Consider the following 20,280-nt stretch of genomic DNA (forward strand, 5'->3'; position numbering starts at 1 on the left):
CGCAAACGTTTGTGTTTTTTTTATAACGATCAATTAGCAACACATCTAAAGCCTGTGTTTTCTAATCCTGTATCAACAGAAGACTTCATTTTAGAACTCACTCTGTAGCCTTTGCAGTAAGATGAATGGCACATAAATGATCCGCCCCGGATAATCTTTTTAGGGATAGTAGGCTCATCAGGGTCAAAACTTTCTGCGGATCCTTTAGGATTGCTTTGTTTACCTTTTTGAGTTTTATAGTAATCAGGCGTATACCAATCGGCAGTCCATTCCCAAACATTTCCAGACATATCATACAATCCGTATCCGTTTGCAGCAAATGACTTTACAGGGGCTACACTTGCAAACCCATCCGTTTTTAAATCTGTATAAGGAAATTCGCCCTGCCAGGTATTTGCTTTGACCTTACCCGTAGCTATATCCTCATCACCCCAAGGATACTTTTTACTTTTAAGTCCACCACGAGCTGCGTATTCCCACTCCGCTTCGGTAGGCAAGCGCTTACCGGCCCATTTGGCATAAGCCGCAGCATCTATCCAGGATACTTGCGTAACGGGGTAATTGTCTTTGCCGATAATATTGCTTTTAGGCCCTTGTGGATGCTTCCAACTAGCGCCTTCAGTCCAGCTCCACCATTGCGACACATCGTTAATATTTATACGTTTAACAGGCTTTTTAAATGTTAAAGAAGCTGGCTGCAACAATTCTTCAGCTGGTTTAGGTGTTCCCGGTGGCAACTGTTTTTTTAATTCCTCCCAATCTGGCTTCCGCTCGGCTTGAGTGACATAGCCTGTAGCTTTTACAAAACGTGCAAACTGCGCATTGGTAACTTCGCTTTCATCAATCCAAAAACCATTTACAGCCACTTCATGTGAAGGATATTCATCAGGTCGACCTTCGTTATCTGATGCTCCCATCGCAAAATCACCGGTAGGAATAAACTTCATTCCCTCATGCGAAGTCTTACCCTCAGCCTCTTTTGAGCCTAGGGAATCTATCCCCGTAATTGCTCCAAACCTTTTAGGTAGTTTCGCATCACAGCAACTTAAATCTTTCTTTTCAGCGGCAGCAGACTGCTCATTTGTTTTATTTTTTTGCTTACAGGAAACGATAGAAAGTACTGCAAACAAGGATAAAATAGCTATTCTCACAGCGCTAAATTAATGATAAAAAGGATAGTACGAAAATCGGCTACCTCATTACACCAATTTTGTTACCTTCCCAATCCGGAAACAGCACCTTATCGTTATTGATGTTCAGGTGCTTATCAGCCACCTCACTAAACACACTTCTAAAATCAGTAGTTACGGCAAGATCCCTACCATCTTCAAGGTTTTCGACAGCCAGTGGATTTACAAGACCATGTACCAAGCCGCCATTAACACCATTGCCCAAAATAAAGTTGCAAGATGCCCTTCCGTGATCCGTTCCACCAGTACCATTTTGTTTTACAGTACGACCAAATTCAGTCATTGTCATTACCGTTAAGTCATCCTGATAAGTCCCCATATCTGCCCAAAAGGCCATCATACTCTGGCTCAAATCATTTACATTCCTGGCAAAAATACCGGTGTCTGCACCCTGATTAAAGTGGGTATCCCAGCCTCCAGATTCAGCAAAGGCAACCTCCATTCCAACATCCATTTTTATTAACTGAGCGATCTGTTTCAACGAATTTCCCAGTGCCGAATTAGGATATACAGCATTGTTTGATGGTTTATAGTTTTTTGTATCTACCTTTTGAAGCATTTTCATGGCATCAAAGCTTTCCTTTCCTGTCTCTTTCAATAAGCCAGACGAGGTGGTATCATATAGATCTTCAAAACTTTTTGCAGCCATATTTGCACCTTTAACATTACCTCTTAATTGTATGTTAAAATCCTGCAGGTTGCTAATCGCCACTGCGGGGTTATCACCATAGAATGATCTTGGCAAGGATGAAGTTAAGCTAACGCCCTGGAATGGAGTTGCGGCTTCATGCCCCAACAATCCGACTGCACGGTTTAACCAGCCACTATCTGTTCCTTTTCTAAAAGGGGTACCAGATTCCATATAATCCTGTGCATCAAAATGCGAACGGGTATTATTTGGGGAGCCTATACCATGTACAATTGCCATTCTCTTTTCCCTAAACATACTTTCGAAAGCCGCCATTGAAGGATGCAAGCCAAAACGACCATCCAGATCTATCAACGGTGTTGTTTTGCCTCCTTTAGCAGCACTCATAAACAAGGTTGGTCGGGCAGCCTTTAAGTAATTATCAGTAAATGGAGTTACAGCCATTAAGCCGTCCATTGCCCCACGCTGAAAAATGCACACCATTATCTTTTTCCTTTTAAACAAGCCCGGAGCTTTTGTTCCGGCAACAGCTTCGGCTAAAAAGCCAGGAATACCACCCATTCCGATGCCAAATAAGGCCAATCCCCCTGCTTTTATAAATCCTCTTCTTGAAGTCATGATTATATATTTAAGGTTTATTTACGTTGAAATTCTGGAGAGCCAATAATTACACCTACTACCTGAGCCAACATGGTATTGTTACCTGTGGCGTAGGCAATTTTATTTGCTTTCTTACCCTTGCCTTTGTTGGCCACCTTGGCTTCCTTTTTATCCATTTGATCCATGCTTTGCATATCACTACCAGCCATCGTATCCACAGTTTGTGGTGGTGCAGCTTTTGCCGCAGCGCTTTCCACCTTATTTACCAGGTCGGGATCGTTTAACATAGGTTTTAACCGCTTAACCGTTTCCTGAACATCGCGTTCGGGCATAATCAGCTTGCAATAAATCAGCAATGCTGCATCTGCACTTTCCGGTTCATGGTTGTTGTTTAACGAAGCCAGATTTATCTTAACTCCGGGAATCCTTTGCGTAGCTAAAGCCAGCCCAAAATTCATCCTATTTAATAAAGAGCCTGTATTGATCCAATATTGCCCTTTATCTGGAAAACCTGTAGGAGCTTGATAATAATACATCTTTTGGCCCATTTTATTGATCCAGGTATACAACTGATAAGGTTGTGTAATCTCGGCATTCAAACTACGTACTGCACTAATGGCAAGCTCGAAAGGAGATTTTGTTTTTTCTCTTAAGGAATTCTTACTCCAAAATTCTGGGGAAGAAACCATGGCAATCATCACATCTTTAATATCTCCATTCGTTTTAAGGAAAGTTTTAGTCATCTTATCTACCAATGAAGATGCAGGATTGTCATTAACAAACCTTGTCGCAATCTTTTTTGAAATGAATTTTGCTGTTGAAGGATGATGTGCCAGCATGGTAAGTAGCTCTACGCCTTCATCGTACCCCTGACCTGCTGGAAAACGTTTACCCAATACTATTTTCTCACCATTATCGTGACGTGTTGGCATAAACAAAAAGTCGCCATCGTGTACAAAACCACGTTTCTCTAGCGTATTAGCATCCATTTTCTCTAAGATATTTCTCCCGGCAGAACCATAACCATTATCGCCCATAGGTGCAATACCCCAACCAGTTAATACTCTTGCTGCTTGGGTAACATCACTTTGAGAATACCCTCCATCTACACCCAAAGTATGTAGCTCCATTACCTCACGGGCATAGTTTTCATTCAACCCACCTTGTTTCTTTTTCTGTTGTTGCTTTTTAATAGCTGCAGCATTTGCAAAAGGTCTGCCATTTGGACGTTTATTTACTTGTCTGATAGCACCCATTTCCAGAGCCATATTCCCATCATTACTGGCTAACGGAGTTCCACTGCTGGAAGAATTGTCCAGATACATCAACATGGCTGGAGACTTTGCTGTAGCCAACAATAAAGTTTGAAACTTACCCGTCACATTGGGCCTGATGATATCCCGCTCATAAGCCGGAATAAATGATGCACTTTGATTTTTGGTTAGAGAAACATTGAAATGATTAAACCAGAAATCGGTTAGCAATTCATGTAGTTGATTATTGGTGTAGGCTGCCCTAAGTATTTTTTGATTAAAAAACTGACGAAAAAGCTCTTGTTGAGGCTTGTAACCTTTCGATTCCATAAAAGCTTTTACCTTTTGTCTGTATTCTTTTCCATCGGTTTTATTGACAGAATCCTTATCGATTACTCCTTCCTTAACAGCCATTCGTACAGCCAGTCCGTTACGAGGATATTTATTTTCGACCTCAGTATTACTCAAATTGATGTCATCGTATTGACTTAAAGATTTATTTAAAGCTTCGTCATCGATCTTTCCGTCTAACTGTTTCAAAAACCATTTTTCCAATCCCATCTTAACCACCTCATCAATATCTTCGGGTTTTGCTCCATAAGTAAACCTACTTAAAAGATGCGCTGCCGCTTGTCGCTCGTCCAAGCCAGCTTGTTTATAAGGGAATGCAAATTTTACCGCAGCTGCCTTTTCCTTTTGAAAGGCTGAACACAATACGGTGATAAAAAGCACAACTACAAATGAATAGATAACTTTTGTCGGTGTTTTCATACTAAGTTACAATTTGATTATAATGCTATGACAATAGAAATCCAATAAGGATTAAACTGAATGCAAAAAAAATATTACTATAACTAAAAATACAAAAAATAGACCGTAAAAAATCCACCGTAAAGCTTTCCTCGTATCTGCCTTTATAAAACAGAAACCATGAAACGAATATTTCTTTCAGTAATTGCCTTAGTAGCTATGGCATGCACGACACAAGTCTACGCTCAAAAAAATCCTACTGTTGGTGGAGCGGCCATGTATGCGACTAAAGACATTGTAGACAATGCAGTAAACTCTAAAGACCATACTACATTAGTTGCAGCGGTTAAAGCTGCAGGCCTGGTTGAAACCTTAAAATCAGCTGGACCATTTACAGTTTTTGCGCCAACAAACGAAGCATTTGATAAACTACCCGCCGGAACTATCGCGACCCTATTAAAACCTGAAAACAAAGCCACTTTAACAAAAATATTAACCTACCATGTAGTAGCAGGTACTTGGACTGCTGCTGAGATTGAAAAAGCCATCAAAAAAGGAAAGGGCAAAGCAGAATTAACCACCGTTAGCGGCGGTAAACTTTGGGCCTGGATGGAAGGTAAAAAGTTAATGATCAAAGACGAAAAAGGTGGTAGCACAACCATTACCATTGCCAACGTAATGCAAAAAAATGGTGTGATACATGTAGTAGACACCGTATTAATGCCTAAATAAAAAAGAAGTTGAGGGGGATTTGTGAAGGCCGGCCCTGGGGAGGTGCCGGCCATTTTTATTTAAAAAATATAGAGAAGATGAGCTCATTTGTCAAGTGTTTTTAATTTTTGAGCTAACAATTTCCTCCCAATTTCTGTTTATATAATTTTGCTTCATCTTAACATCTTATTTATATGAAGTTTGACTTAACTCCTATTGATATCGTTAATGATATCAACAAAACAGATTTTGAAAAACATTATTTAAATCCGCGCAAACCACTTATCATAAAAAATAGGTCTAAGACATGGCCAGCTTATGATAAATGGAATCTAGATTACATGAAAACAGTAGTGGGTGATCAAACCGTACCACTCTACGATAGCTCCAAAGCAGATCCATCTAAGCCGATTAATGCTTCGGCAGCAGAGATGAAGTTTGACGACTATATAGAACTGATAAAACATACACCAACAGACTTACGTATATTCCTTTTCGACCCAATTAAGCAAGCTCCCAAACTATTGGAAGACTACAGAGCCCCAAAGGATTTAATGGGCGGCTTTTTAGACAGCTACCCGAATATGTTTTTTGGCGGCAAAGGCTCCGTTACATTTTTACATTACGACATTGATATGGCCCATATTTTCCATACCCACTTTAACGGGCGTAAACATGTGATCTTGTTCGAAAACAAATGGAAAGAACGTCTATACCAAATACCTTACGCTACCTATGCACTGGAGGATTATGATGCAGAAAATCCCAATTTCGATAAATACCCTGCCTTAAAAGGCGTTAAAGGGGTAGAAGCATTTCTTGAACATGGCGACACGCTGTTTATGCCTACTGGATACTGGCATTGGATGAAATATCTGGATGGTTCCTTTTCTATCAGTTTAAGGGCATGGGACAAATCCTGGGCTGTAAAAGCAAGAAGTTTATACAACTTAACCCTCCAACGCAAGTTCGATGACTTTATGAAGGCCAATTTCAGAGAAAAATATATGGGCTGGAAAGAAGAACTGGCTATAAAAAGAGCCAACCGTGCACTAAAACGAAAAAAACCTAATGAATAGATTACAAAAAAAATCTCTAAGTTTGTTTTAAATAGGATCAGTAATCGGCATTAAGCCGCTAACAGGTATCGTATTATTAAACATATGAGCTTTATTTTAAAGCCGGTAGACACCGTTGAAAGCATCAGCCCTGCTGATTTTAAAAAAAATTATCTGGATGCCCGTCGTCCTTTAATCATTAAAGGCTTAACCAAGACCTGGCCTGCCAGAGAAAAATGGACAACCGACTACCTGAAGCAAATAGCAGGAGATGTGAACGTGAGTTTGATGGACAACTCCAAAGCCGACCCCTCTAAGCCCATCAATGCATCAGTTGCAGAAATGCGCTTTGGCGATTATCTGGACCTGATCAAGTCTAAACCAACCGAACTCCGAATCTTTTTCTTCAACCTATTTAAGCACGTGCCTAACCTTGTGGATGACATTGTTATTCCTAAAGACTTGATGGGGGGCTTTATTGAAAGTATGCCGGCCATGTTCTTTGGCGGTTCAAATTCTGTTACTTTTTTACATTACGATATTGATCTGCCCCACCTTTTCCATACCCACTTTGGCGGCAGAAAACACATTATATTGTTCGACAATAAATGGAAAAAACGCCTGTATTGCATCCCGAATGCAACTTACGCATTAGAGGATTATGATGTGGCCAATCCTGATTTCGAGAAATTCCCCGCTTTAAAAGGTGTAGAAGGATATGAAGTATTCCTTGAACATGGTGATACTTTATTTATGCCAACTGGCATGTGGCATTGGATGAAGTACCTGGATGGTTCTTTCTCCCTAAGCCTTAGGGCCTGGGATGCCTCTTTAACCAGAAAAGCACAAAGCGTTTTTAACCTTGCTATTAAAGGTGGACTAGACAGTGTATTAAAAATGGCTTTTAAGGCTCCGTACGCAAAATGGAGAGAACGTTTAGCAATAAAAAGGGCAGAAAAGGCTTCAGCTAACGGCGAACCGAAATAATTAACCGCCCGGTATTTTTACAACGACATAACATTACTGATACCAGAAACTTTTACCTTCGATAAATCGTTTATATCGAGAGTATGAGAGGGTACCATTTTTCTGACTATAAGCCTGATGACTCCCCAAGCGGAGAATTTAATGAGTTGCTAAATTTATTTACTCAACTGCTCAATTATACGTCAGGTGATGCCGGCGAAGCATTGGCATGGATGAATGAATTGGACAAGCAATACAAATTGACCAATAATGAGTATGCTATGGGTGATTTTATTGATGACCTGAAGGATAAAGGCTACATCACAGAATCTCCAACAAATGGAAAGATCAGCATCACCGCTAAAACGGAACAAACCATACGTAAGTCGGCCCTGGAAGAGATCTTCGGCAAACTAAAAAAAGCAGGAAGAGGGAATCACAATAGTAACCTGTCTGGTATTGGCGAAGAAAAAAATGCTGATAGAAGGGAATACACATTCGGGGATAGTCTGGATCAAATAGATATGACGGCCTCTATTCACAATGCACAGATCAATCATGGTATCGGTAACTTTACGTTAACAGAACGGGATCTTGAAGTAGAGGAAAAGGATTTCAAAACGCTAACTTCGACTGTGCTCATGATTGATATCTCTCATTCTATGATCTTATATGGTGAAGACAGAATAACGCCCGCCAAGAAGGTAGCCATGGCACTTGCTGAGTTAATTAGAACACGTTACCCGAAAGACACCTTGGATATTGTAGTTTTTGGTAACGATGCCTGGACCATTTCGGTTAAAGATCTGCCTTATTTACAAGTTGGCCCCTACCATACGAACACTTATGCGGGGCTTGAATTGGCAACAGACTTACTGCGCAGACGTAAAACACATAACAAACAGATTTTTATGATCACCGATGGTAAGCCTACTTGTTTAAAAGAAAACGGGCGTTACTATAAAAACAGCATGGGGCTGGACAGGAAAGTGATCAGTAAAACCCTAAATATGGCTGCGCAGTGTAAGCGGCTCGGCATCCCCATTACAACCTTTATGATTGCTCAGGATCCATACCTACAACAGTTTGTCCGGGAGTTTACACAAGTAAACGGCGGAAGGGCATTTTACAGTTCCCTAACTGGATTAGGAGAGTATATATTTGAGGATTATATTAAAAATAGAAGAAAAACTGTAAGATAAATAAGGATTAAAGAACAAAGATATAAATGGACCACAACACGATAAAAACGCTTGGCGACCTAAAAGCAGCCAAATATAAATCCTTATCCGTTAAAGATGAGCTCCGTAAAAACCTGATTAAGCAACTCAAAGCCAGATCGGATGGGTTTCAGGGCATTTTAGGTTATAACGACACTGTTATACCCGAACTGCACACTGCTATTTTATCCCGTCACAATATCCTGTTACTCGGTTTACGTGGACAGGCAAAAACCCGTATTGCTCGCTTAATGGTCGATTTATTAGATGAATATATCCCATATGTAGGTGGAAGCGAGATCTTTGATGATCCTCTTAACCCCATTTCATGGTATGCCAAGCATGAAATATTAATACATGGCGACAATACACCTATCGGCTGGCAACACCGTTCGGAACGTTATACTGAAAAGCTAGCTACGCCAGATGTTACAGTGGCCGATCTAATTGGCGATATAGATCCGATTAAAGCTGCTACGCTAAAACTTACTTATAATGATGAACGTGTAATCCATTTTGGATTGATACCAAGAGCCCATCGAAGCATCTTTGTAATTAATGAATTACCCGATCTCCAAGCCAGGATTCAGGTAGCACTGTTTAATATGCTACAGGAAAAAGATATCCAGATCAGGGGGTTCAAACTTCGTTTACCACTTGATGTTCAATTTGTGTTTACTGCAAATCCAGAGGATTATACCAATCGCGGTTCTATCGTTACCCCTTTAAAAGACCGTATTGAAAGCCAGATCCTTACCCATTATCCTAAAACAATAGAAATTGCTAGAGAGATCACCCGTCAGGAAACCAGGATAAGTCCAGAAAGGCTGAAACAAGTTCATTCCGACGGATTGATCAGAAACCTTATCGAACAAGTAGCTATTGAAGCTAGAAAAAGTGAGCTCATTGATCAGAAATCAGGTGTTTCTGCAAGACTTAGCATTGCTGCTTTTGAGAATCTAATCAGTACCGCAGAACGAAGAATGCTCCTTAAAAGAGAAAAAAACACTGAAGTCCGCTTATCAGATCTTACCGGAATCATTCCTGCTATAACCGGAAAAATCGAACTGGTTTATGAAGGTGAACTGGAAGGCCCCGCTAAAGTTGCCCACACACTTATCGGGAAGGCCATCAGAACGTTCTTTCCCAATTATTTCCCCGACCCGGAAAAAGTTAAGAAAGAGAAGCAAGGCAATCCTTATGAAAAGATTACACACTGGTTTACAGAAGGCAACACATTAGATCTAGCCGACAACTTAAACAACATTCAATACCAAAAGGAATTGATGAAAGTTGATGGACTATTTGAATTGGTAAAGTTTTATCATCCAAAAGCATATGAAAACCAAATATTCTTGCTGATGGAATTAGTCTTACATGGACTAGCCGAATACTCTCAACTCAATAAAAAATACCTGGTTGGAGGCTTTGGCTTTTCAGACATGTTCGACAGTCTGTTTAACATTAATATGCAAGACGAAGACTAACAAACAACAATTTCAATTAAAACAACATATTTAACTATGGGCCGATTACCCCTAATCATATTTTTATCCGTTTTCCTTTTAATATTCGACTATTACTGCTACCGTGCCATATTATCAGTTTTTAAAAGCTGGAAGCCAAGTACAAAAAAACTATTTACCATACTTTGGTGGACTTATACCATTGGCCTGGTAGTAGGTGTTTTTGCGGGGATTTATCTAAATCTATACCTTACCGTAAGAGCTGTTGTTCTGGTGGCCTTCTTTTTAACTGTCGCCTGCAAGGTAGTCATGTTACCCTTTTTATTGATTGACGACCTAAGAAGAGGTTTTATTAAGCTCATAAGATTAGCTAGAAAAGAAAAACAGACAAGTCCATCTACTACCGCTATAAATGCAGCTTCACCTATTAGCCGCTCGGCTTTTATTGTTAAAGCAGGAATGCTTACCGCTGCAGTACCGCTAGCCTCATTAAGCTGGGGAATTGTATCTGGCGCCTATGATTACAAAATAAAACGTAAAACCCTTATCCTTCCAAATTTACCAAAAGCTTTTGATGGTATAAAAATGGCCCAGATTTCCGACGTCCATTCGGGTAGCTTTTACAACCCTAAAGCGGTACTTGGTGGTGTTGAAATGTTGCTTGGAGAAAAGCCTGATTTTGTGTTCTTCACAGGTGATTTGGTCAATGATATGGCTTCAGAAATGCGCGGGTATCAGGATATCTTTTCAAAAATAAAAGCGCCACTAGGGGTATACTCAACACTGGGTAATCACGATTATGGAGATTACCACTTTGGCAAAGCTCCATCTGCTGCCAAGGCAAAGAACTTGCAGGATGTGATAAAAACACACGAAATAATGGGCTGGGATCTGTTGATGAACGAAAACAGAAGGCTAAAAGTCGATGGTGAAGAAATCGGTATCCTGGGCATCGAAAACTGGGGAATGGGCCGTTTTCCAAAATACGGACGCATGGACCTTGCAGTTAAAAATACCGACGATCTACCGGTTAAACTACTCCTTTCCCACGACCCTTCGCACTGGCGTGGACAGGTACTTGAAAAATACCCACAAATAGATGCCATGTTTAGTGGCCATACCCATGGGATGCAATTTGGAGTAAGAACTGAGAGGTTCCAATGGAGCCCGGTGCAGTATATTTATAAGGAATGGGCTGGCTTGTATCAGGAGCAAAAGCAGCAACTTTATGTAAATGTTGGCTACGGCTTTTTAGGCTACCCAGGAAGAGTTGGAATCTTGCCGGAAATAACGATATTTGAATTAAAGCGAGCCTAATTCAAACCAAATACCAAACATGATTAAAAAAGTGCTCTTGCCAATTCTTGACTTTTTGCTTTTCAGCAATTTGTTTATTGCCATTTGCGCTGTTGCTCAAGGGCTGATCACTTATCACTTATTAAATGTAGCGCCCGACAAGTACATTCTGGCTATTATATTTTTCGGCACTATCGGCATCTATAATTTCAGTATGCTGCTGTCTAAGCCTCAAGACCCCAAAAACTCACCATACGTAAGGGTACGATGGATATTTTCGCATCATAGGCTAATCATATCCATTACCCTCATATCGGTACTCTGTCTAATCCCATTAGGCCTGCTTTACCTCAGTATTGAGGCTCAACTACTCATGATATTTACTGCAGTACTTGCTTTAGGCTATAATATCCCCTTTTTAACGCTTAACAACCAAAAAATCGGTCTGCGGAATATTCCGGGTATCAAACTATTTTTAATCGCTCTGGTATGGTCTGTAAGCTGCGTACTGCTCCCCGTGGTAGAGCTGGAACATAATTATCAGATCAATATTTCAACAGCAGAAACCTTATTACTAGTTGCCAAGCGCTTCCTGTTTGTAGCCGCAATTACCATCCCATTTGACATCAGGGATTTATTTCAAGACAAACTTTATGCCTTGAAAACCATCCCTGTAATGCTAGGCGAAAAAAAAGCATATATCTTCTGCCAGTTCCTACTTGTAGGCTACTTAGCGTTATTATTGCTGTTTAGGCAAGCTTCTATTTCAGATATTATTGCACTAACCTTAACCCTCCTGCTTACAGGCTGGTTAATTTTCAAATCCAATATCAAAAAGAATGAATATTACTACTTCTTTTATATCGATGGAACCATGTTATTGCAATACGTGGTGCTGATACTAGCCAGTTACCTGGCGGCTTTAATTTAAGCCGGATTAAAACGGTATCCCACTCCCCTAACCGTTTGCAGCAATTGAGGGTTATCAGGGTTCAGTTCAATCTTTTTACGTAAACGTACAATATGCATATCAAGCGTACGTGTATTTACATCAGAATTGTATCCCCAAACTACCAACATCAATTCATCTCTGTTGATGACCTTATTCGGGTTGCGTAAAAAATAAAGCAATATCCTATTCTCCAGAATAGTCAACTCAATCTTTTTACCGTCTCTAAATAAAGTATGAATATTAGGATGATGTTCCATATCGCCAAAACGATGCACTTCAGAGCGGTCGTTGTGTAAAATAAACTTCACCTTACTATCAAGCATAGCAACCAACACATCCATATTAAATGGTTTTGTTACATAATCCGAAGCCCCAAAATTATAAGCATCAATCTTATCTACATCCTGCGCTTTTGCGGTCATCATAATAATCAAATTATCGAAACCTTGTTTCCGCACATCTTCACATATCTGGTCTCCCTGTTTGCCAGGCAACATCCAATCCAACAAAACGATATCCGGTTTTTCCGCTAATATGACCCGTTCTGCTTCTTCTCCATCTCCAACTTCAGAAACTTCATATCCTTCAGATTTTAAACGATGTACTACTAAGAAACGTAAGTTCTCATCATCTTCAACTATCAGTATTTTAACTCCTTTCGACATATCTTTAATCATTATATGGTAATACAATTTTAAATTCTGATCCTTTATTTACTTTGCTCTTCACCGTAATCTCCCCTTCCATAAAATTAACCAGTTCCTTACAAAAAGCCAGCCCCAATCCCACACTTCCATTTTGGTTGTATTGATTTTGAACACGGAAAAACTTCTTAAATATATTATTAATTTCCGACGCAGGTATACCTATACCATGATCCGTAAACCTAAACACCACTTTCCCTTTAATTAATCGGGCACTGATGTGCAATTTTTTACGCTCCGGTGGAGAATACTTATAGGCATTCTCGGCAAGGTTATCAAATAAGCTGCCAAGCAGTACTGGGTCAGTCACAAATGTGCTAAAACCACTCACCTCGTAAGTAAAATTAAAATCAGGATGCTTTAACCGATGGGACTCTACAGTGCTTTCAATAAAATCTACTATACGAATCCGATCCCGATTTAACTGTATCGATTTATTCTCTATCTGCGTAAACGCAAGTAGCTTATTCATCAATCCATTCAACTTATCCGCCTCTTCATCCAATATTTTACCATACAGCTTAAGTTCCCTTTCGGTAAGTGTAACGGCACTTTTAATGTTATTCCCTGCTATCTTTATCACGCTGACGGGCGTTTTAAACTCATGCGTCAGGTTATTTACAAAATCATACTGTAGTTTAAACATCTTCTGGTTAATGTTCAAGTTCCGGTAAATTAAAACAGCCACCAGTACCAATATGCCGTAAAAAAATAGGATCGCCAACGCAATAGGGAAAAAATAACTAAAGATCTCTTTATCAATAAAGGATTTTGAAGAAATAAAGAAAAGTTTATAATCAGAAAATGGTCCCGGCAAAGTAATCTCCGTACTTAAATACACCGCTGTGGTATCTAAAGGATCATAAGTAAGTGGAGTTATTTTAATATATTGGTACAACAACGGACGCGGGTTGATGATCTTTATCTTATAAGGATCTAGCTGAAAAGACAGCATGTCCTGCTGATAAACAGGACTGGGATCTAATGTTTTCCGCAACATGTCCTTATAGATCTTCAAATCCTCCAACCTTGGAATATTCAAGTAAGTGATCTTGTTGCTGCGAACATTGCTAAAATTACTAAACAGCTCATCCTGTGTAGGAATACGAGTCGTATCCAAGCTTTCAATATAAGACACCAGTTTTAGCGCCAGCGCATTAAAATCATCCCCAACAATAAAATTACGGGTATCATTTCTTGAAAACAGCCGAATAGAATCACTGGGAACAAGGCTTCCAAACTGGTAAATATTTTTTGGCCCAAAGGAGAATTTACCTGTATTTAATCCGTCATTAACCGGCGTATTACTCACCTCAGAATCATAAAAAATAACCTTTGATACGAAAGGATATTCCAACAAAACCGTATCTACAAACCTCGAAGCTGTTGCCGAATCGAGATATCCGTTATAGAAAGAAACTTCAGGTAGCTTTTTTTGAAAGAAATCATTATAAGGTTTAATACTTTGCTCGAGTACCTTTACCTTTTCGGAGACAAATTCGTTTTCGATATATTTAGTACTAAATCTATAGGCCAATCCCAAAGAGAGTAGAAACAGCACTGACATCAACACGATGAAAGTGAGTATCAACGAAAAATTCTTACGGTAACCGTCTTTCTTCTCTGAAGCCATAGGAGGGTGAATTTACTTCCTTTTCAGGTTAAATTCTAAAAACTCATCCAGCGTAGTGTAAAATTTATGCCTTAACGCTCCATTCTTGCCAGCAAACATATCACCTTGATTTTCGATATAAGTAACACTTATATCGCGTTTTTTTAGGTTCTTAACAAACTGCATAGTTTCACTCGAGTTGTTATTCGGATCTTTAATATTTTGAGCCAATAATACGGGTGCATTAATTTTATCCGTCTGGAACAATGGCGACACCTGCCTCATTTTATCTATATCTGTAAGCGGATTACCAATAATTTCGTAATACATCTGCAAAATAGGTTTTTGATAAGGCGGAATCGATTTTAAGTAAGTGAATAAATTAATTACACCGGCATTCGATGCTGCACAAGCATAAGTGTCGGGATGTAAGTACAAGCTATTTAAAGCAATATAGCCCCCAAAACCGGTACCATAAATGCCAACTCTTTTGGGATCGGCAATTTTATTGCGAACAAGCCATTTCACACCATCATCAATATCATCCTGTATTTTACTACCCCATTGCTTAAATCCTGCGGCTACAAAGTTTTTCCCATACCCAGAAGAGCCTCGGTAATTTACCTGGAATACGGCATAGCCTCTATTAGCCAAAAACTGAACTTCCGGATTATACCCCCATAAGTTCCTTTCCACGGGACCATCATGGGGCAGTACCACAACCGGCAAGTTTTCTGCTTTTTGATTGAGTGGAAGGGTCAAGTATCCATGAATCAATAAACCATCCCTTGATTGGTAGCTTACATGCTTCATTTCGCACATTTCCTCCTCCCGGATTGACGAATTAAAATCACTTAACTTCCTTACTTTACTTCTATTTGCAAAATAAAGATAATAAGAGCCTGGGTTTTTGTCAGTAAATGTCCTTAGTATAAATACATTTTCTGCTTCATCCCAGTCAAAAATCCTCGTTTCCGTTTTCGGCAAAAGCTTATCCAAATTAGCATACACCTGTCTCACCGAATCATCCAAAAAGTACTTTTCCTTCTTCCAGGTTTCGTAAACCACAAAAGACATTTTTTGCTTCCTTCTTGAATATTGTGCTTCAGTAATGTTTAAAGTATCATTGCAAAAAAGGTTCTTTACTTCTTTCCCTGTATTACAATCCACCTCAACCAAAGCTGTTTTATCTCTGTTAATGTCAGATATGGCATAGATGATATTGGGCCTATTGTGGCTAAAAGCGATGGGTCTAAACGTATCTTTAAAATTACTAGTCAATACGCGTTTAAAAGGTTGGGTTTCGCTAGCCCTGTAAAGAATAGTGCTATTAACGCCATCACTACTAATAGCCAGCCTCAGTTTCCCTTCCGCATCTGTTCTCCAGTCGATAATATTTCCTGGATTCTTAGCCGCCATTTCCATGGCTCCATTACGTACATTTAAACGATAAACATCAAATGCCGTCGAGTCTCTTTTATTAGAGGATACCAGCAAGTATTTATCATCCATCAGCTGATCATCAATAATTCTTAACCGACTCTTTTCATTTTTGACCAGTTGGCGTTCGTTTTTTCCTTCTTTGTCAATAATATACATATCAGACTGGTTGCTAGCTGCATCTGTCTCTTTATAATAGATCAGTTCATTATCGCTCACCCAGCAATAAAAAACAATATTTATCCCCTTAAATTGAGTAATAATCCGCCCCTCACCACTTTCAATATCTTCAATGTAAATGTTCCTGTCTGCTCCCTTTAATTTAAGGTAAGAAAGATTTTTCCCATCTGGAGACAATCTATATCCTACCTTATTTTGTGATTTAAAAAAATCATCAACAGGTATGGTTCGTGTCTCTTTCTGGCGCTGGCAAGCAAAGGCAAGGAGCACCAAAACAAGGAAAAAGTATTTTTTTAATCCAATCATATCATTAATTAGCTTACAAAGCTACACAACGCCAGCATTGTAAACAGGCAATACACCAATATTGTTACTTTAAAATCTTAATGTTACGTTTAATCATTTTGCGATCAATCTTAACATTTCTTCATACCGGGTTCACACCAAATCTACAATCAGGTACCTTTTTGTGAAGAATGTCTGTAGAATGTGTACATCATGTGAGGCTTTAGCCTTACCTATAACACAGATCACGAACGCTTCCTACAAGGATTTAGTTAAAAATCGTTAATTTTAAATCCCGGAACTTTAATCCACCAAATGAAAAAACTGGTCATAATCGTTGTATTTTGTTTTGTAAACCTCTTTTGCCTTGCACAAGACAATGTAGATGATGCGCTGGCCTACCAATATTATCAGCAAGGTCAATATCAACAAGCGGTGGTTTTGCTCGAAAAACTATTTAACAAGACAAAAAGCGACACGCATTTTGAGCTCTATTTTAACACCCTGCTTAAACTAAAAAAATATGATGATGCTGAAAAGCTAGTCAAAAAGCTAATCAGACAAGATTCAAAGAACTTAGAATATGGCATTGCATTAGCAAGAATTTATCAGGATAAAGGACAAACAGAAGCGGCCAATAAACTATACATGCAGGTGATCAACAACCTCCCTGCTGATGAATTTAAAATCAGAGAAATTGCCAACCATTTTTATGGTTTTCAGGCTTACGACCTGGCCATTTCAGCCTTTTTACAGGGACGTAAAATATTAAATGACGACAAACCCTTTACTTACGAGCTGCTGAGTATTTACCGTTACAAGAAAGACAAAAATATGCTGGTTCAAGAATACCTGAACGCGCTACCTGGAATGCCTCAATTACTCCCACAGGCAGAAAGTGTATTGTCAACCGTATTTGAAGACAACGACGACTATCAGATTTTACAATCAGCCTTACTCAAAAGAATACAAAAAGAACCACAAACAGAAATTTACGCAAAACTACTCATCTGGCAATACCTGCAACAACAGGAGTATGACATGGCCTTAAGGCAGCTTATTGCGCAAGATAAACGCATCAAGGATGATGGGTCCATCTTATTTAATACTACAGGCACATTTTTAGACAATAAAGCTTATCCGGTAGCCATCAAAGCCTATGAGTATTTGTTAACCAAGGGGAAGGAAAACCTGTACTATTTGCCTTCAAAGGTAGAGATGATCAATGCGAAATACCAACAGGTTATAGCCAGCCAGATTGATAAAAAGGCAATAACAGAACTAGCCGCGGAATATCAGGCTATAATTGATGAATATGGCAAAAATCAACAAACACTTTTTGCGCTAAAGAAGCTCGCCAACTTACAGGCTTACTATCTCAACGACCATAAAAAAGCGGAAGCTGCACTCGAAAACATATTAACCATCCCTGGTATTCCTGCAGCCGAAATCGGGCAAATAAAACTAGAACTCGGCGATGTTTACATATTAACGCAGCAGCCCTGGGAAGCATTTTTGATTTATGAACAAGTGGCCAAGCAATTCGAGAACCAAGATGTAGGTAATGAGGCTCGATACCGATCAGCCAGACTCTCCTTTTATCAAGGGAACTTTACTTATGCCAAATCGCAGGCTGACATATTAAAAGCCTCTACCTCGCAGTTAATCGCAAACGATGCGCTAAACCTTAGTTTACTGATCACAGACAACCTACAATCGACTCTAGATAGCAATGCGCTTAAAATGTATGCAGACGCTGAAATGCTTCAATTTAGTAACCGTCCTTCAAAAGCACTGGCAAAACTAGATAGCATCGCAATTGCCTTTCCCGGCAATAGTCTTGTTGATGATATCTTAATGGCCAAATCAAGGATATATATTAAAACCAACAACATCAGTAATGCGGTAATTACACTTAAAACACTGACGGAGCAGCAAGCGACCAGCATTTGGGCAGACGATGCCTTATTTACGCTGGCTGATCTTTACGAAACGAATCTGAAGGATATAGAACAGGCTAAAAAACTATACCAGAAATTAATTAATGATCATCCAGGCAGCATGTACACCAATGAAGCGCGCAAGCGTTTCCGAAAACTTCGCGGTGATAATATTGGCACATAGTGTTATCTTTGCACCATGCTATTATATAATGTAACTACAATAATTGAAGACGCAGCTGCGGATAGCTGGCTGAAATGGATGGAGGAGACACATATTCCTAATGTTATGGCATCGGGAAAGTTCGTTTCTTATCGTTTGCTAAGGGTCTTAGACTCACCTAATGAGGGGATAACCTATTGCGCCCAATATGTTGTTGACCACATGGCTGATTATCTTGATTACCAAACAAACTTCGCTCCAGCATTACAAGCCGAGGTGAAAGATCTTTTCGAAAATAAACTTGTCTCTTTCCACACTTTAATGGAATACATCGCTTAATTAATTATGCAAATTACTCAAACACCAATAGAAGGTCTATTAATTATCGAACCTAAAGTATGGAGAGATAACCGTGGTTACTTTTACGAAAGTTATAATGCTAAACTCTTTGCAGAGGCGGGTATAAATGTAAATTTTGTTCAGGATAACCAATCCTTTTCGCAAAAAGGAGCCCTGCGGGGATTACATGCACAAGCCCAACCTTTTGAACAAGGAAAATTAGTCCGCGTACTGCAAGGCGCAGTTATGGATGTTGCTGTCGACATTAGAAAAGATTCCCCTACATACGGACAACATTTCGACATTGAGTTAAGTGAAGAGAACCATAAACAACTTTGGGTTCCCGCAGGATTTCTACATGGATTCTTAACACTGGAAGATCATACTATTTTCACCTATAAAGTAAGTAACTACTACGATAAAAATTCGGAAATAGGTGTAATGTGGAACGATCCAGACTTAAATATTGAATGGAGCAGGGATATCCATGAATCTGAATTCTTATTATCAGATAAAGATCAGGTACTTTCTCAGTTTAAAGATTTTGAAAGCCCTTTTTAAATAAAAACGCTCTTAATAAAAAACGCCTGTATCACAAGAAATGATACAGGCATTTTTTATTTTATTGCTTAATTAAATTGTACAGCTCATCCAATTTTGGCGAAAGCACAATCTCAATTCTGCGGTTTTTACTTCTGCTCTCAGCCGAGGTATTTGGACCTAATGGTTGGAACTGGCCTTTACCAGTTGCCGTCATCCGCACCGCTTCAACCTTGCTTACTTCAGTTAAATACCTTACCACCGAGGTAGAGCGCAATACACTCAAATCCCAATTGTCTTTAATCTGACCAAGATTGGTTATTTTTTGAGAATCAGTATGACCTTCAACAGCTATATTAATTTCTGGTTGTTGTTTCAACACATCTGCCAATTGGCTCAATGCTTGTTTTCCCTTTTCATCAATAATAATACTGCCCGAAGGGAACAATAGTTTATCCATCAATGAAACGTATACTTTTCCATTACGAATTTCAACAGTTAAGCCATTTTGAGTAAAGCCCAATAGCGCTTGTTGTAGTTTTTCTTTTAACTGATTCGTAGCCTCATCACGCTTACGCAAAATCTCTTCTACCTCTTTAAGTCTTTGCTCCCGTTTCTTAAGGTCCGCAGAGAGCTTATTAATCTCATTAGAGCTGTTACTACGTAACTTTGTATAATTGTTATCCATCTCCGAGTACCTACCCTTTAAATCGCTTAATGAGCCGTTTAATCCACTAGTATCTTTTCGCAGTTTGGCAATTAGGCTTTCAAGGCTCTCGTTCATTAACTGTGACTCATTCCAGCCCTTGTTTAAGGAATCTTGTTTTGCCAATAACGTCTTATACTTCTGAGGCGACAGGACCACGCAGGAACTGAATGCACTGGCAAACAATCCGACAAATAAAAACAAACTGATTTTCTTCATTAGTGTATATTGAATGTTAAGGATTATACTCCGCTTAAGCC

Annotated in this window: 17 protein-coding genes; 10 read left to right on the top strand and 7 right to left on the bottom strand. The window is 39.3% G+C overall.

From position 1 onward, the window contains the following. Nucleotides 1–29: 29 nt before the first annotated feature. The 3 genes from FBD94_RS15060 to FBD94_RS15070 are packed head-to-tail and all read right to left on the bottom strand — an operon-like array spanning nucleotide 30 to nucleotide 4,463. Entirely contained in the window at nucleotides 30–1,151 is a 1,122-nt protein-coding gene (locus FBD94_RS15060) for a formylglycine-generating enzyme family protein (protein ID WP_235884496.1), read from the bottom strand. 40 nt (nucleotides 1,152–1,191) lie between these two features. Next, nucleotides 1,192–2,457, bottom strand: a complete 1,266-nt coding sequence (locus FBD94_RS15065) for a DUF1501 domain-containing protein (RefSeq protein ID WP_136880788.1) — start codon at nucleotides 2,455–2,457, stop codon at nucleotides 1,192–1,194. Between the two features lie 17 nt (nucleotides 2,458–2,474). Continuing rightward, nucleotides 2,475–4,463 carry a DUF1800 domain-containing protein gene (locus FBD94_RS15070; protein WP_136880789.1) on the bottom strand — a complete coding sequence of 663 codons (1,989 nt, stop codon included), beginning with the start codon at nucleotides 4,461–4,463 and terminating at the stop codon, nucleotides 2,475–2,477. Between the two features lie 159 nt (nucleotides 4,464–4,622). Here FBD94_RS15070 and FBD94_RS15075 point away from each other — a divergent pair, with 159 nt between their 5' ends. From FBD94_RS15075 to FBD94_RS15105, 7 genes are all read left to right on the top strand, one after another. Continuing rightward, nucleotides 4,623–5,174 carry a fasciclin domain-containing protein gene (locus FBD94_RS15075; protein ID WP_131608127.1) on the top strand — a complete coding sequence of 184 codons (552 nt, stop codon included), beginning with the start codon at nucleotides 4,623–4,625 and terminating at the stop codon, nucleotides 5,172–5,174. Between the two features lie 173 nt (nucleotides 5,175–5,347). Then, nucleotides 5,348–6,232 (top strand): cupin-like domain-containing protein, encoded by an 885-nt coding sequence (locus FBD94_RS15080; protein WP_136880790.1) that lies wholly within the window; start codon nucleotides 5,348–5,350, stop codon nucleotides 6,230–6,232. Nucleotides 6,233–6,316: 84 nt separating this feature from the next. Further along, nucleotides 6,317–7,198 (top strand): cupin-like domain-containing protein, encoded by an 882-nt coding sequence (locus FBD94_RS15085; RefSeq protein ID WP_136880791.1) that lies wholly within the window; start codon nucleotides 6,317–6,319, stop codon nucleotides 7,196–7,198. 83 nt (nucleotides 7,199–7,281) lie between these two features. Next, nucleotides 7,282–8,379: a vWA domain-containing protein gene (locus FBD94_RS15090; RefSeq protein ID WP_136880792.1), complete on the top strand. Its 1,098-nt coding sequence runs from the start codon at nucleotides 7,282–7,284 to the stop codon at nucleotides 8,377–8,379. Between the two features lie 26 nt (nucleotides 8,380–8,405). Further along, the gene (locus tag FBD94_RS15095; RefSeq protein WP_136880793.1) at nucleotides 8,406–9,884 is read left to right on the top strand and encodes a sigma 54-interacting transcriptional regulator; all 1,479 of its coding nucleotides are present in this window, start codon (nucleotides 8,406–8,408) and stop codon (nucleotides 9,882–9,884) included. A 36-nt stretch (nucleotides 9,885–9,920) separates the two neighbouring features. Then, the gene (locus FBD94_RS15100; RefSeq protein ID WP_136880794.1) at nucleotides 9,921–11,180 is read left to right on the top strand and encodes a metallophosphoesterase; all 1,260 of its coding nucleotides are present in this window, start codon (nucleotides 9,921–9,923) and stop codon (nucleotides 11,178–11,180) included. Nucleotides 11,181–11,199: 19 nt separating this feature from the next. Further along, nucleotides 11,200–12,090 (top strand): UbiA prenyltransferase family protein, encoded by an 891-nt coding sequence (locus tag FBD94_RS15105; protein ID WP_136880795.1) that lies wholly within the window; start codon nucleotides 11,200–11,202, stop codon nucleotides 12,088–12,090. Here FBD94_RS15105 and FBD94_RS15110 read toward each other — a convergent pair. Genes FBD94_RS15110 through FBD94_RS15120 form a run of 3 tightly spaced genes read right to left on the bottom strand, consistent with a single transcriptional unit; the run spans nucleotide 12,087 to nucleotide 16,353 of the window. Then, nucleotides 12,087–12,776: a response regulator transcription factor gene (locus FBD94_RS15110; RefSeq protein WP_136880796.1), complete on the bottom strand. Its 690-nt coding sequence runs from the start codon at nucleotides 12,774–12,776 to the stop codon at nucleotides 12,087–12,089. The genes FBD94_RS15105 and FBD94_RS15110 overlap by 4 nt on opposite strands. A 4-nt stretch (nucleotides 12,777–12,780) precedes the next feature. Then, nucleotides 12,781–14,448, bottom strand: coding sequence for a sensor histidine kinase (locus tag FBD94_RS15115; protein ID WP_136880797.1), 1,668 nt, complete (start codon nucleotides 14,446–14,448; stop codon nucleotides 12,781–12,783). A gap of 12 nt (nucleotides 14,449–14,460) precedes the next feature. Continuing rightward, nucleotides 14,461–16,353 (bottom strand): S9 family peptidase, encoded by a 1,893-nt coding sequence (locus tag FBD94_RS15120; RefSeq protein ID WP_131608118.1) that lies wholly within the window; start codon nucleotides 16,351–16,353, stop codon nucleotides 14,461–14,463. A 294-nt stretch (nucleotides 16,354–16,647) separates the two neighbouring features. On the opposite strand from FBD94_RS15120, the gene FBD94_RS15125 reads away from it, so the two are divergent. The 3 genes from FBD94_RS15125 to rfbC are packed head-to-tail and all read left to right on the top strand — an operon-like array spanning nucleotide 16,648 to nucleotide 19,335. Continuing rightward, nucleotides 16,648–18,456, top strand: coding sequence for a tetratricopeptide repeat protein (locus tag FBD94_RS15125; protein ID WP_136880798.1), 1,809 nt, complete (start codon nucleotides 16,648–16,650; stop codon nucleotides 18,454–18,456). A 15-nt stretch (nucleotides 18,457–18,471) separates the two neighbouring features. After that, entirely contained in the window at nucleotides 18,472–18,774 is a 303-nt protein-coding gene (locus FBD94_RS15130) for a DUF4286 family protein (RefSeq protein WP_131608116.1), read from the top strand. Nucleotides 18,775–18,780: 6 nt separating this feature from the next. Then, on the top strand, nucleotides 18,781–19,335 hold the full coding sequence (gene rfbC, locus FBD94_RS15135) for a dTDP-4-dehydrorhamnose 3,5-epimerase (protein WP_136880799.1): 555 nt from the start codon (nucleotides 18,781–18,783) through the stop codon (nucleotides 19,333–19,335). Nucleotides 19,336–19,396: 61 nt separating this feature from the next. On the opposite strand, the gene FBD94_RS15140 is transcribed toward rfbC, so the two are convergent. Next, nucleotides 19,397–20,239, bottom strand: coding sequence for an OmpA/MotB family protein (locus tag FBD94_RS15140; protein WP_131608114.1), 843 nt, complete (start codon nucleotides 20,237–20,239; stop codon nucleotides 19,397–19,399). Nucleotides 20,240–20,280 lie beyond the last annotated feature (41 nt).

It is taken from the genome of Pedobacter hiemivivus, from assembly GCF_005144565.1.
GTDB classification, from domain to species: Bacteria; Bacteroidota; Bacteroidia; order Sphingobacteriales; family Sphingobacteriaceae; genus Pedobacter; species Pedobacter hiemivivus.